Origin of the sequence: Oxalicibacterium sp., assembly GCF_035565035.1 — a bacterium.
Lineage (GTDB): Bacteria > Pseudomonadota > Gammaproteobacteria > Burkholderiales > Burkholderiaceae_D > Oxalicibacterium.
The window spans coordinates 22,931-36,420 of sequence record NZ_DATMTD010000086.1 but is presented as its reverse complement, the minus strand read 5'-3'; the positions used below and the strand labels follow the sequence as shown (position 1 = coordinate 36,420).

Here is a 13,490-nt window from a genome sequence, read left to right as displayed (position 1 = left end):
TGCTCGTGTCTTGGATAGAAAAGACCTGCAGCAAAAATAAAAAATCGCCCGTCAGGCGGGCGATTCTTAAAAATTTCCGGTGGCTGGTTGGTCCGCTTGACCATTCAGCGATACGTTACTTGAAATTGGTGAGACGTTCCTTTGCCGTTTGAGCTGCCGGCGTATTCGGATATTTTGCTACCAGTGATTCCAGCGTTTTTTTCGCTGCCGTACGATCCTTCATTTCCATGTACGAGCTTGCGATGTTCAACATGGCATCGGCTGCTTTCGGGTTATCCGGATATTTTTTTACCAGCGACTGCTGCGCACTGATCGCATTGCGATAATCGCGTTGCGCATAAAGAGCATTGCCGACCCAGTATTGCGCGGAGGGGGCATACGCAGATTGCGGATAACGCTGGACGAAATCGTTAAACGCCGCCCCCGCCTTCTTGTAGTCGCCGCTCTTGAAAAGCGCCAATGCATCGTCATAGCTGCGCTGCTCGGATTGACCTACCAGTGCATCCTGTCCATCGACGCTGACATTTTGCGGTTCCAGTTTGCGCAGCCGATTATCGAGATCGGTGTAGAAATCCTTCTGCCGCTGTTGCACATTGGCCAGCTCGTTCGTCAGGACTTCGATCTGACCATTGAGTCGTGCGATTTCCTGCCGCAATTGCTCGTTCTGATTCGACAGATCGAGTACCGCGGAGGTTTCGGCTTTCGATTGTTGCATCGCATCGACCTTGGTGCGTACATCAAGGATGGCGCGACGCGCTTCATCGTCGCCGAAAAGCGCGGCATGCGCTTGCAGCGACCCCAAAGAAAATGCGGCCATGAAGGCCGCAGCAAGCGTTTTTTTAATCATCGGTTCAGATTAATAAACGATGTCGGCACGGCGGTTTTCTGCCCATGCTGCTTCGTCATTGCCCATTGCTTTTGGTTTTTCCTTGCCCAGCGAAACGGCTTCCATCTGCGATTCAGGAACGCCTAGCAGCGACAACGATTTACGAACGGCTTCTGCACGCTTCTGGCCGAGAGCCAGGTTGTATTCCGAACCGCCGCGGTTATCGGTATTGCCCTGGATGATGATTTTGCGGCCGCGATTGCTTTGCAGGTATTTGGCGTGGTTCTCAACAACTTGCTGGTATTCAGGCTTGACGATGTAGCTGTCGTAGTCGAAGTAGACGCTGCGTTTTGCCAGCACGCCTTGCGGATCGTTCAATGGATCACCGGAAGCATTGACGGTACCGACCGAGCGTGCATCGGCAGCGCCGGTGCGATCTTCGACAGGAGCCTTGTCGTCCAGTTTGGTCGACGAGCAGGCAGCCAGCAGCATGGCGCTGGACAGGATGAGAACGGAAGTGAGTGAGCGCATTATTAATCCCCTTATTGGAAAGCGAGTAAGTTTAGAAAAACAGCAGCATTATTTCATAAACGGACCCCAAGTGGGCTCCTGAATATCGCCCGCCTGCATGGTGAGTGTCTGTCTGACGCGGCCATCGGTGGAAACCACCGCCAGGCTGCCGCGCCCGCCGGATTGCGTGGCGTACAGCAGATATTTACCGTTAGGCGAAAAACTCGGTGATTCGTCTTTGACGGTATCCGACAGGCGTTGTTCCTGACCATTGGTCAGATCAAGCATGTAAAGCTGGAATTTGCCGTCACGGCGCGAAATATAGGCCAGCGTTTTGCCATCTGCCGAGATGCGCGGGCTGATGTTGTAACTACCGGTGAAGGTGACGCGACGAGCTTCGCCGCCGTTTGCACTCATTTTGTAAATCTGCGGACCGCCGCTGCGATCACTGGTGAAATAGATACTTTGACCGTCAGCGGAAAATTGCGGTTCGGTATCGATGCCACTGGAATTACTCAGGCGGCGCAGGCCGGTGCCGTCGGTATTGACGACGTAGACCTGCGTCATGCCGTCGCGCGACAGGGCGACAGCCAGCTTGCTGCCGTCAGGCGACCAGGATGGTGCGGAGTTGCTGCCCTTGTAGTTGGCGGCGACCGTACGCTGTCTGGTAACGAGGTTCTGTACGTAGACGATCGGCTTCTTGTTTTCGAACGAGACATAGGCAACCTTGGTGCCGTCCGGCGACCAGGAAGGAGAAATGATCGGTTCGTTCGAGCGCAAGGCGACTTGCGTGCCTTGACCGTCAGAGTCGGCAACTTCCAGATGATATTCGCGACCGTTGCGCGTCACATAGGCGATGCGCGTTGCGAAAATGCCCGGAATGCCGGTCAGTTTTTCGTAAATGTCGTCGGCAACCTTGTGCGCTGCCACGCGCAGGAATTGCGGTTGCGAAGCCAGTGCCAGCGAAGAAAGCTGCCCGCCTTTGACGGTATCGAACAGGCGGTATTTCACATCGAAACGACCGTCGGGCAATTTTGTCACGCTGCCGACGACGACCGCGTTTGCTCCGCGCGTTTTCCAGTCGGCGAGGTCAACTGGGGAATTTTCCGTCAATACCGTGCTGGTATCGATGACTTTGAAATAACCGCTGCGCGTCAGGTCCCCCTTGATGATGGCGCTGACCTGTTGCGGTGCAATCGATTCGTTGCCGAAGGCAGCGATGGCGATCGGAATCTGATTGGCGCCGACCCCGGCGATTTCAACGCGTAATTGCGCATGTGCAATGCTCGCGGTAAGGAGCGCTACTGTGGCGACAAGTGCTGCGAAGAAACGTGTGAACATGCGTGAAAAAGGAGTATTTATCATGGGTTTCACTGGTCTTTAGGTTTGTGAACAACAGTTAAGCGGCCGGGTACGGTGCCGGTCTGATCCGGCGGGAAGGGCTGCGAGCGTTCGATTGCACGTTTGACGGCCTCGTCGAACGCATCGATACCGGACGATTTGCGCATGCGCAAGCCGCGTAGCGAACCGTCGGGCAGGAGTTCGACATCGAATTCGACCGCAGGATTCCCCGTTAGTGTCTCCGGTACGTTGAATATCGTGTTGGAGCGGATTTTTGCCGCAATTTTCTGCATGTAGCTGGCATCGGCGCGGCCGCTACCCTGCGATTTGGCAGCCTGGCCGGTACCGCCGCTGCCTACCGCGCCGGTCAGACGTTTCATTTCGTCGGCACGCGCCTGTTCGCGCAGTTTGGCATCAAGCGCGTCCTGCTTTTTCTTTTTCTCAAGCTCAGCCTGCTTCTGCTGATCGGCCTTTTCCTTTTCCTTCTGTTTTTTCTCCTCGGCCAGCTTCTTGTCCTGCGCAGCTTTCTTTTCCTTTTCCTGCTGGGCGAGTTTGTCCTTGCGTTCCTGTTCCTTGCGCTTCTTTTCCTGCTCCAGAGCGATATCGACTTTGGGTGGAGGCGGCGTATCCGGTTCGGCTTTCGGCGGTTCTTTCACGACCGGTTTCGGTTCGGGCTTGGGTTCTGGTTTCGGTTCCGGGGCCGTCGGCAAGGGCGCGGCTTCGCGCGCCTGCGGATCCCAGATTTCAGCCTGGATGGCCTGTGGGGTTTCGCTCTGCCAGTCGATGCCGATCCAGAAAAAAATCAGCAGCGCGAGATGGACGACTGCCGCCAGCGTGATGGCACGCCAGCGGCCTGGTTCTTTCGGTACGGAGTAAGGCTTGTGATCGATCATGGAACCTGTTTCATCGGGTTGCGAGCCCGACGCGTTCTATCCCCATTTTTTTCGCTTCAGAGATGGCCTGGATCACTTCGTCGTACTTGATTTCCTTGTCGGCGGCGATCATGACAGGCATGTCGGGATTGTTTGCATGCAGCGCCTGCAATTTCTGTGCAAGTTCGCTGCGGTTGGCGGCAGTGTCCTTCGATCCTGCACCGTTCTTGCCGCCGCTGACGACCAGCGTGGCCGATGCGTCGGGTTTGAGATCGATACGAATGTATTCGGTCGGCGGTTGCGTGGTCTGGGCGGCGTTCGGCAACTTGATTTCGCCAGGATCCTTCATCGGTGCAGAGACCATGAAGATGATCAGCAGCACCAGCATGACGTCGATGTAGGGCACGACGTTGATCTCGGACTTGAATTTGCGTCCGCGTCCGCCACGCATGCTTCCGGAAGAGAATGACATGGCGTGTCCTTATCGCGTTTGGCGCTGCAGGATGTTCGAGAACTCTTCGACGAAGGTTTCGAAGCGGATCGCCAGACGGTCGATATCGTGCGAATAGCGGTTATAGGCGACAACTGCCGGAATCGCGGCGAACAGGCCAATGGCGGTGGCGATCAGGGCTTCGGCAATGCCAGGTGCGACGGCCGCCAGCGTGGCCGACTGCACGTTGGCCAGCCCGCGGAAGGCGTTCATGATGCCCCAGACGGTGCCGAACAAACCGACATACGGTGAAACCGAGCCGACCGACGCGAGAAAGGCGAGGTGCGATTCCAGCGCATCCATTTCGCGCTGGTAGGCGGCGCGCATCGCACGGCGTGCGCCGTCCAGACGGGCGCTCGATTGCAGCGCCTCGCCGCCCTTGATCTTGCTGAATTCGCTCATGCCGGATTCGAAGATGCGTTCCAGCGCACCGGTCGAGCCGTTGCTCTTGCGACGGTTTGACGACGCTTCTGCATACAAGGTATTCAGATTTCCACCGGACCAGAATGCACGTTCGAATTCTTCGGTTTGCGCGTTGGCGTTTCGGATCGCGAACATCTTGCGGAAGATGTAGGTCCAGCTCATGACGGAAACACCCATCAGGAGCACCATGACGAGCTGAACGAGAACCGAAGCGTTGGTGATGAGGTGGACAAAGGAAAGATCTTGGGTGACGGTCATGTTGTGCTTGCTTGGTCGATTTTGATCAATTTGTATTCGTTAGTGCCGAGGGCAGGCCGCCGGCGCATCCGCCATTTTACGCGCTGTCGCTGCCGTGATGGCATATCGAATGCGTTATTCCGTGCATCAAGCGGCAACGAAGACTTCAGCGTGCATCGATTTGCCTGATGCCGGCGAGAACTTCCTGCGGAATTTCGCTTGGCTTGAAGCGTTTTGCATCCACGCAACCAACCTTGATGCGCCCGGTTGCGAGCAACTCTTCACGGTCGCCTTGTTCATTCCGGGTGATGCGCCAGGCCTGCTGCACGAACTGCACGGAAGCGCGGCCCATGCGTTCGACTACGACGGTCAGCTTCAGTTCATCGTCGAGGCGTGCCGGTGCGTGATAGTCGAGTGCGGTGCTTTTGACGACGAACATGACCTCGTGCGTTTCGGTCATGGCTTGCTGGCCCACGCCGGCGGCACGCAGCCATTCGGTACGGGCACGTTCGAAGAATTTCAGATAGTTGGCGTAGAAGACGACGCCGCCGGCGTCGGTATCTTCATAGTAGACACGAATGGTCCACGCAAAATCGGACATGGTGTTCTTTGCTGGTTGCGAATCGGATGGCATCAACGCCGCTTGATATTCATCGGGCCGAAACCCTGGCAGGTCGGCATGACCTCGATGTGGTTCACGTTGACGTGAGGCGGCAGCGTGGCGATCCAGTAGGCGGTTTCCGCAATATCGGCTGCGCTGAGTGGCGTCGTGCCTTCGTACACTTTTGCGGCTGCGGTATCGTCCTTCAGGCGAACGTTGGAAAATTCGGTACCGCCGGCCAGGCCGGGAGCGATATTGGATGAACGCACGTTGGTGCCGACCAGATCGGCACGCAGGTTGCGGGAGAACTGGTCGACAAACGCCTTGGTCGCACCATAGACATTCCCGCCCGGATAGGGATGCGCACCGGCACCCGAGCTGATGTTGATGATGTGACCGCGATCGCGCTTCAGCATTTCCGGCAGCAGCAGACGCGTGATGGTGACGAGGCCTTTGCAGTTGGTCGCAATCATGGTTTCCCACTCATCCAGCGAAGCGGACTGGGCGGGCGCAACACCGAGTGCAAGGCCGGCATTGTTGATCAGGATGTCGATCTCTTTCCAGTCGGCCGGCAAGCTGTCCAGGGCGGATTGAATCGATGCCTTGTCGGTCACGTCCATCACGACCGGCAGCAGGGCCGTACCGATCTCGGCCGCCAGCGCTTCCAGCCTGTCCTTGCGTCGTCCGGCCGCGATGACGCGATGGCCGTGACGAGCAAATTTGCGCGCCATTTCAGCGCCGAAACCGGACGTGGCGCCGGTGACGAGAACGATCATGATTGCCCCTGCAAGAAATTGAGCCGAAAGAAGAACGACGGCTGCGGAAAAATCGCATCTGCCGCGCAGGCAGATGCGGGGTTGCTATCGATTGTTATCGAGCTGCCTGCGCGCGATTGATCAGAAAGGTCGTCAGCAGCGGAACCGGCCGACCGGTTGAACCTTTGGCGGCGCCGCTTTTCCACGCGGTGCCGGCGATATCCAGATGCGCCCAGGTGTATTTCTTCGTGTAGCGCTCGAGGAAGCAGGCGGCCGTGACGGCACCTGCCGGCGGGCCGCCGATATTGGCCATGTCCGCAAAATTGGATTTCAACTGTTCCTGATAGCTGTCTTCGATCGGCATGCGCCATGCGGTGTCGCCAGCCTGCTTGCCGGCGGCCAGCAATTCGTTTGCCAATGCGTCGTGTGCTTCATCGCTGCGCGTGAACAGGCCCGAATTGTGATGACCAAGCGCCGTGATGCAGGCGCCGGTCAGTGTGGCAACGTCGACCACGGCAGCCGGTTTAAAGCGCTCAGCGTAGGTCAGAGCGTCGCACAGCACCAGACGGCCCTCGGCATCTGTGTTGAGAATTTCGATTGTCTGGCCGGACATCGAGGTGACGATGTCGCCTGGTTTGGTGGCGCTGCCCGACGGCATGTTTTCGCAGGTCGGGATGACGACGATCACATTCAACTTCAGCTTCATCTCGGCGATGGCGCGCATCGTGCCGAGTACGGACGCTGCACCGCCCATGTCGTATTTCATCTCGTCCATTGCCGAGCCCGGTTTCAGCGAAATACCGCCGGAATCGAAGGTGATACCTTTGCCGACCAGCACGACAGGCGCGTCCTTGGATTTGCCGCCGAGATGTTTCAGGACGATGAATTTTGGTGGTTCGACACTGCCGTTGGTGACGGACAGGAAGCTGCCCATCTTCAAGGCCTGCAACTGTTTGCGGTCGAGAATCTCGACGTCGAGCTTGAATTCGCCGGCCATTTTCTTCGCGGTCTTGGCGAGATAGGTCGGCGTGCAGACATTCGCCGGATAGTTGCCGAGATCCTTGGTCAGATCGATGCCGTTGGCGACGGCAACTGCCTGTGTGACAGCGTGCTTTGCCACGTCGGCCGCTGTCGCCGGGACGGCAAATGCAATCTTGCGAACACCGGTCGGAGCCGGTTCCTTCTTGCTTTTCATCGCGTCGAAACGGTAGGCGCCATCGCGTGCAGCGAGGACATAGCTGCGTACAGCCCAGGCGGTATCGCGGGTTTTGACGATGTCGAATGGCAGGGCAACGACGGCATCGGCAGCGCCGAGTGCGGCGAAGGTGCGAGCGGTTGCCTGCATGGCGGAGAGCAGGTCTTTTTCGCCGACGGCGTCTTCCTTGCCGAGGCCGACCAGCAACACGCGTTCGGCAGCGCCGCCGGTCACGCCGCGCAGCAACAGGGTGGAGCCGGGTTTGCCGGTGATATCGCCGGACTTCAGGGCGGCGTTGATTTCGCCTTTTTTATCCAGCGCACGAGCAGCGGAAGAGAGTGTCTTGTTTTCAAAAACGGCGACGGCGAGACATCCGGTTTTCAGACTGGCGATACCGGTTTTTGCGTCCAATGATTTTATGCTAAAGTCCATGCGTTACTCTCCTTGTCGATCCCACGATTATAGCCCTCCAATGATTTTTCAGCGTGCGCTTCGACGCGACTTGCTTGGTACCGCCGGCGCAGTCTTCACCACACTTTTCACGATTACGATCACGATTACGCTGATTCGTATTCTGGGACAGGCTGCGGGCGGCAAGATCGCATCCGGCGACGTTGTTGCGCTGCTCGGGTTTTCCGCGCTGAACTATCTCCCCATTATTCTGAATCTGACCGGCTTCGTTTCGGTGCTGCTGGTCGTGACCCGCAGTTATCAGGATTCGGAAATGGTCGTGTGGTTTGCCTCCGGCCTCAGCCTGTCGCGCTGGATACGACCGGTGCTGATGTTCGCGTTGCCGCTGGTGGTCATGACCACGACGCTGAGTTTCTTCCTTACGCCATGGTCCAACCAGCAGAGCGCGATCTACAAAGAGCGTTATGCGAACCGTGAAGATATCGCGCGCGTTTCACCCGGCAAGTTTCAGGAATCGTCGTCTGCCGATCGCGTGTTTTTCGTGGAAGGCGTTTCGGGAGACACGACCAAGGTCAAGAATGTTTTCGTCAGCAGCATTCGCAATGGCAAGACCAGCGTGGTGGTGGCGAAGGAGGGAACCATCGACATCGATGCGAACGGCGACAAGTTTCTAGTGATGATCAACGGGCGCCGTTACGATGGTGTACCGACCCAATCCGATTTTCAGTTGATGGAGTTCGACCGTTACGGCGTGCTGGTCGGCAGGAAGTCGCAGGTGTCCGTTGGTGATACTTCGGCACGCGCACTGTCGACGATCGATCTGATCCAGAACCGTTCCAATTTCAACGATGGCGAGTTGCTGTGGCGGATGTCGCTGCCACTGATGGGGGTCCTGATGATGTTGCTGGCGATTCCGCTCGGTTTCGTCAATCCGCGTGGCGGCCGATCTGCCAATCTGTTGATCGCGCTGTTCCTGTTCGTTTTCTACAGCAATATGCTCAGTTATGCGCAGGCGACGGTCGTGCAGCAGAAATCGACGTTGCCGCTGGCCTGGTGGCCGGTGCATCTGGCGGCAGGAATCGTGATCACGATCTTTTTCATGTGGCGATTGAAGGTCAATAGTCGCTACCATCCGCTGGCAATGTGGGCGATGTTCAAGCGTTCCCTGTTTGGACGGAGGCAGGCGGCATGAAGATTCTGCAGAAATACTTTGCGCGCGAAATCGGCCGCTCGGTCGTGTTCGTGCTGATCGCCTTCCTCGCGCTGTTTGCCTTCTTCGATCTGGTCGGTGAACTGAAATCGGTCGGTCGCGGCGGTTACACGCTGCAGCAGGCGTTCCTGTACGTGATGATGGGCATGCCCGGCTATGTGTATGAATTGATGCCGATTGCCGCGCTGATCGGAACGATCTGGGCGTTGTCGCAATTTGCCGCGCGTTCGGAATTCACGATCATGCGCGCTTCCAGCATGTCGACGGCGATGGCCGGCATGATTCTGGTGAAAATCGGTGTGGTGTTCGCGCTTGCCACGTTCCTGTTCGGCGAATTCGTCGTGCCGTATACATCCACCGCCGCCGAGCGGATGCGGTTGCAGAATCAGGGGCGTTCGCTGTCGCAGGAATTCCGTTCGGGATTGTGGACCAAGGATGTGATTCGTGCGGACGGCATTACTGGGGAACAGACGGGATCGCGTTTTTTGAATATCCGGACCGTGAAGCCGAACGGCGAAATGCTCGGGATCAAGGTGTACGAGTTCAATCTCAATTTTCATCTGGTTTCGTTGACGACAGCAAAACGAGCGGAATACAAGGGCCACAATACGTGGACGTTGATCGACGGTTCGGAGGCGCGTTTCGGCGAAGGTGAGTTGCGTGGGGCAACAACGGCAGCCGAGATCACGACGGCGATTTCCACTTCGAGTTTCGCCAGCAAATCGATCATCTCCGAAGTGACACCGGAATTCCTGTCGGTCGGCTTTTCCGATCCGGAACGCATGTCCACCATCGACCTGGCGAGTTATACGAAATATCTCTCCGAAAACAATCGCGATGCTGCACGTTATGAAATCGCCTTCTGGAAAAAAGTCGTTTACCCGTTCGCTGTTTTCGTGATGATGGCGCTGGCGTTGCCTTTCGCCTATCTGCACTTCCGCTCTGGTGGTGTCAGCCTCAAGATTTTTACAGGCATCATGATTGGCGTGACCTTCCAGATGAGCAATAGCCTGTTCTCGCATCTTGGTTTGCTGAATACCTGGCCGCCGTTTGCGACGGCGATTCTGCCGAGTGCGCTATTCCTTTTGACGGCGATCGGTGCATTGCTTTGGGTGGAGCGTCACTGATGGCAGGCAAGCGCGCAATGGTGCTATTCGCGCATGGCGCTCGCGATCCGCGCTGGGCAGAACCTTTCCAGCGTTTGCAGGCGCTCGTGCAGAAGCAGGCGCCCGATCTAGTCGTGTCATTGGCCTTTCTGGAATTGATGTCGCCACGCTTGCCAGACCTGGCGAGCGAATTGGCTGCCGACGGTATCGATGCCGTGACGGTGGTACCGGTATTTTTGGGCCAAGGTGGGCATGTGATGCGCGATCTGCCGGTCATCGTCGATGAGTTGAAGCAGTCTTATCCAAACATGACGTTCAGAATCGCCGGCGCAGTTGGCGAGGACGACAGCGTATTGAATGCGATGGCGGCGTATTGCTTGAACAGCCTGACTTAAACAATCTGGACAGCACAAATACGCAGTTAGTTTTTCTCGTGGTCTGCCGATTTCGGGTGAACGGTACGCGTCGCCATCGCCTCTCCGATCATCACAAGTACCGGCCCCTGACGTTCTCCCAATCCCTGTTCCAGATCGCGCAAGGTCATGCGTGAAACGCGTTCGTTAACCAGACTGCAGTTTTCCACGATCACAACCGGCAGGGTTGGCGACCGTCCCTGTTCCAGCAGCTTCTGGGCAGTGACGATGGCTTCGCGTCCGCCCATGTATTGAACCAGCGTATCGCAGTCCGGCAGTGTCAATTGATCGGGCTGGTTCGGTGCAGTAGCGGAAGTAAAAAAGGCAATGCTGCGCGCGATGCCGCGTTTGGTCAGTGGCTGCAATGTGGAGGCAGCAGCGGCAAATGCCGTTGTGATGCCGGGCACGACCTCGACTTCAATACAGTGTGATTCCAGCGTCTGCAACTCTTCATCGGCACGGCCGAACAGCATGGGATCGCCACCTTTCAGGCGCACAACCAGTTTGTATTTGCGCGCACAATCGACCAGCAACTGGTTGATCGCAATCTGTGCGGTGGAGCGTTGCCCGCTGCGCTTTCCGACGGGGATTTTTTCGGCATGTATCGCGAGCGCCAGCATTTCGGCAGAAACCAGCGCGTCGTACAGCACAACGTCAGCCTGCGCCAGAATGCGCGCGCCGCGTACGGTAATCAGATCGACAGCACCGGGACCGGCGCCGATCAGGTAAACCTTGCCGTACGCGTGTTCCGATGCCATCGTGAGCAAGACGAAAAATCAGCCGAAATCAGGCCAGACGGATCATGCCGGCCGCAACCGTCTGATGCGTGACTTCATCAATCAGGATGAATGCGCCGGTCGAACGGCTTGCATCGTAAGCGTCCGCCGCCAGCGGTTGCTGCACGTTCAACGTTACGTTCGCAATGCCGTTCAGCTTGACCTCGTCGGCAGGACGCTTCTCCTGCGTGTTGATATCGAGCAGCGTATCGATCTTGGTAATGCGTGCGGCTACCTGACGCGTGGTGTGTTTCAACCAGTATTTGCGCCGTACGTCGAGCGGTTCTTCCGACAGCCAGCAGATGTCGGCGTTGACGGTTTTCAGCAGCGTCGCAGGACGTGCCGCCTCGGCCAGCATGTCGCCGCGCGAGATGTCGACGTATTCGTCCAGCAGAATCGTGACCGATTGTCCTGCAATGGCTGATTCAAGCGAGCCGTCCAGCGTCTGGATGTCCTTGACTGTTGCAGTTTGACCGCCTGGTTGCACAATCAGCTTGTCGCCTTTTGCGACCTTGCCGGCTTCGATGCGACCCATGTAGCCGCGGAAATCATTGGCTTCGTGGCCGTTGTGACGTGCGACCAGCTGGACCGGGAAACGGAATGGTTCGCCGCATGCTTCGTCGTAGACGGACAGCGATTCCAGCAATTCGATCAGCGTCGGACCTTGGTACCACGACAGATTGTCGCCGCGCGAGACGACGTTGTCGCCGGCCAATGCGGACAATGGAATCGGGCGAATGTCTTTCAGACCCAGCGTTTTCGCAAATTCGGCGTACGCAGCAACGATGCGGTCGTAGACGGTCTGGTCGTAGTTGACCAGATCCATCTTGTTGACGGCAACGATCACGTGTTCGATCTGCAGCAGATGCGCGATCGTCGAGTGACGCTTGGTCTGAATCAGCAATTCGACACTGCCGTCGTCACCGAGTTTGACCTTGGAGACGTCGATCAGAATGATGACGGCGTCGGCGGTCGATGCGCCGGTCACCATGTTGCGTGTGTATTGTTCGTGGCCCGGCGTGTCGGCGATGATGAACTTGCGTTTCGGCGTGGCGAAATAACGATACGCGACGTCGATCGTGATGCCTTGTTCACGTTCCGCTTCCAGGCCGTCGGTCAGCAGCGACAGGTCGATCGTGTCGCCGACCGTGCGCTTGTGCTTGGAGCGCGAGACGGCGTCCAGTTGATCGGCGAAGATGCCTTTGCTGTCGAACAGCAGGCGACCGATCAGCGTGCTCTTGCCATCGTCGACGGAACCGGCGGTGATGAAGCGCAGCAGGCCGCGTTCGGCGGATTGCTTCTCCGAATTGTTCACCATCGCTGCATTGTTCAATTGCGCGCTCATCAGAAATATCCTTCTTTTTTACGTTTTTCCATCGATGCTTCGGACGTTTGGTCGTCCATGCGGGTTGCGCCGCGCTCGGTGATTTGGGTGACTGCGGTTTCGGCAATGATTGCCGCGACGCTGCTGGCATCCGACGAAACAGGGCAGGTGCAGGAGATGTCGCCGACAGTGCGGAAACGGACGGTTTGCGTTTCCACCGTTTCGCCTTCTTTCGCCGGCGTCAATGGTGTCAGCGGGACCAGCAAACCGTTGCGTGGAATCACTTGGCGTTGATGCGCGAAATAGATCGACGGCAGTTCGAGTTTTTCGCGGGCGATGTACTGCCACACGTCGAGTTCGGTCCAGTTCGAGATCGGGAACACGCGCATGTTTTCACCCGGATGGACGCGCGTGTTGTACAGATCCCAGAGTTCGGGACGTTGCGCCTTCGGATTCCATTGGCCGAATTCGTCGCGGAACGAGAAGATACGTTCTTTCGCGCGGGCTTTTTCTTCATCGCGACGGGCGCCGCCGATGCAGGCGTCGAACTTGTGTTCGGCGATCGTTTCCAGCAGCGTGACCGCTTGCGCAGCATTACGCGAATCGGTATCCGGATTGCGCAGACGCACGGTGCCGCGCTTCATCGAATCTTCGACATGACCGACGATCAGACGCTCGCCGAGTTCGGCTGCGCGCTTGTCGCGGAAAGCGATGACTTCATCGAAGTTGTGACCGGTATCGATATGCACCAGCGGGAACGGGAATTTGCCTGGGCGGAATGCCTTCTCGGCCAGTCGCAGCAGCACGACGGAGTCCTTGCCTCCGGAAAACAGCAGCGCAGGGTTCGAGCATTCGGCGGCGACTTCGCGCATGATGTGGATCGCTTCCGATTCCAGCCAGTCCAGGTGCTTGTTGCTGGCGGCGTCGAGGAAGTGTTGGTCGACTGCAGTGTTCATAGGTTTCTCAAACAAGATTAAGCTGCGGATTTTTTAGCTGTGAA

At 57.3% G+C, this 13,490-nt stretch carries 15 protein-coding genes; 3 read left to right on the top strand and 12 right to left on the bottom strand.

The window, feature by feature from the left end:
• Positions 1 to 115 precede the first annotated feature (115 nt).
• From ybgF to VN114_RS07755, 9 genes are all read right to left on the bottom strand, one after another.
• The gene (gene ybgF, locus VN114_RS07795) at positions 116 to 817 is read right to left on the bottom strand and encodes a tol-pal system protein YbgF (RefSeq protein ID WP_325513652.1); all 702 of its coding nucleotides are present in this window, start codon (positions 815 to 817) and stop codon (positions 116 to 118) included.
• A gap of 39 nt (positions 818 to 856) precedes the next feature.
• Positions 857 to 1,357 carry a peptidoglycan-associated lipoprotein Pal gene (gene pal, locus VN114_RS07790; protein ID WP_325513650.1) on the bottom strand — a complete coding sequence of 167 codons (501 nt, stop codon included), beginning with the start codon at positions 1,355 to 1,357 and terminating at the stop codon, positions 857 to 859.
• A gap of 48 nt (positions 1,358 to 1,405) precedes the next feature.
• A complete protein-coding gene (tolB, locus tag VN114_RS07785) occupies positions 1,406 to 2,701 on the bottom strand; it encodes a Tol-Pal system beta propeller repeat protein TolB (protein ID WP_414694205.1) in 1,296 nt (431 codons plus the stop codon).
• 5 nt (positions 2,702 to 2,706) lie between these two features.
• Positions 2,707 to 3,570, bottom strand: a complete 864-nt coding sequence (locus VN114_RS07780; protein ID WP_325513648.1) for a cell envelope integrity protein TolA — start codon at positions 3,568 to 3,570, stop codon at positions 2,707 to 2,709.
• A gap of 10 nt (positions 3,571 to 3,580) precedes the next feature.
• Entirely contained in the window at positions 3,581 to 4,021 is a 441-nt protein-coding gene (locus tag VN114_RS07775; RefSeq protein WP_325513647.1) for an ExbD/TolR family protein, read from the bottom strand.
• A gap of 9 nt (positions 4,022 to 4,030) precedes the next feature.
• Complete coding sequence (tolQ, locus tag VN114_RS07770) at positions 4,031 to 4,720, bottom strand: protein TolQ (protein WP_325513645.1); 690 nt, start codon at positions 4,718 to 4,720, stop codon at positions 4,031 to 4,033.
• Positions 4,721 to 4,865: 145 nt separating this feature from the next.
• Positions 4,866 to 5,300, bottom strand: a complete 435-nt coding sequence (gene ybgC, locus VN114_RS07765) for a tol-pal system-associated acyl-CoA thioesterase (protein WP_325513644.1) — start codon at positions 5,298 to 5,300, stop codon at positions 4,866 to 4,868.
• A 32-nt stretch (positions 5,301 to 5,332) separates the two neighbouring features.
• Entirely contained in the window at positions 5,333 to 6,076 is a 744-nt protein-coding gene (locus VN114_RS07760) for an SDR family NAD(P)-dependent oxidoreductase (protein WP_325513642.1), read from the bottom strand.
• Positions 6,077 to 6,170: 94 nt separating this feature from the next.
• Positions 6,171 to 7,682 carry a leucyl aminopeptidase gene (locus tag VN114_RS07755; RefSeq protein WP_325513640.1) on the bottom strand — a complete coding sequence of 504 codons (1,512 nt, stop codon included), beginning with the start codon at positions 7,680 to 7,682 and terminating at the stop codon, positions 6,171 to 6,173.
• A gap of 40 nt (positions 7,683 to 7,722) precedes the next feature.
• On the opposite strand from VN114_RS07755, the gene lptF reads away from it, so the two are divergent.
• From lptF to VN114_RS07740, 3 genes are read left to right on the top strand one after another with little or no spacing between them, the layout of a single operon-like run.
• Positions 7,723 to 8,853, top strand: a complete 1,131-nt coding sequence (gene lptF / locus VN114_RS07750; protein ID WP_325513639.1) for an LPS export ABC transporter permease LptF — start codon at positions 7,723 to 7,725, stop codon at positions 8,851 to 8,853.
• Positions 8,850 to 9,998 carry an LPS export ABC transporter permease LptG gene (gene lptG, locus VN114_RS07745; RefSeq protein WP_325513637.1) on the top strand — a complete coding sequence of 383 codons (1,149 nt, stop codon included), beginning with the start codon at positions 8,850 to 8,852 and terminating at the stop codon, positions 9,996 to 9,998. The genes lptF and lptG overlap by 4 nt, the downstream gene beginning before the upstream one ends.
• Positions 9,998 to 10,372 carry a CbiX/SirB N-terminal domain-containing protein gene (locus VN114_RS07740; protein ID WP_325513636.1) on the top strand — a complete coding sequence of 125 codons (375 nt, stop codon included), beginning with the start codon at positions 9,998 to 10,000 and terminating at the stop codon, positions 10,370 to 10,372. Before lptG ends, VN114_RS07740 begins: the two co-directional genes overlap by 1 nt.
• Positions 10,373 to 10,398: 26 nt before the next feature.
• On the opposite strand, the gene cobA is transcribed toward VN114_RS07740, so the two are convergent.
• Genes cobA through cysD form a run of 3 tightly spaced genes read right to left on the bottom strand, consistent with a single transcriptional unit; the run spans position 10,399 to position 13,446 of the window.
• Positions 10,399 to 11,148 carry a uroporphyrinogen-III C-methyltransferase gene (gene cobA / locus VN114_RS07735; protein WP_325513634.1) on the bottom strand — a complete coding sequence of 250 codons (750 nt, stop codon included), beginning with the start codon at positions 11,146 to 11,148 and terminating at the stop codon, positions 10,399 to 10,401.
• Positions 11,149 to 11,176: 28 nt separating this feature from the next.
• Positions 11,177 to 12,511, bottom strand: a complete 1,335-nt coding sequence (locus VN114_RS07730; protein WP_325513632.1) for a sulfate adenylyltransferase subunit 1 — start codon at positions 12,509 to 12,511, stop codon at positions 11,177 to 11,179.
• Positions 12,511 to 13,446, bottom strand: coding sequence for a sulfate adenylyltransferase subunit CysD (gene cysD / locus VN114_RS07725; RefSeq protein WP_325513630.1), 936 nt, complete (start codon positions 13,444 to 13,446; stop codon positions 12,511 to 12,513). Before cysD ends, VN114_RS07730 begins: the two co-directional genes overlap by 1 nt.
• Between the last annotated feature and the right edge of the window lie 44 nt (positions 13,447 to 13,490).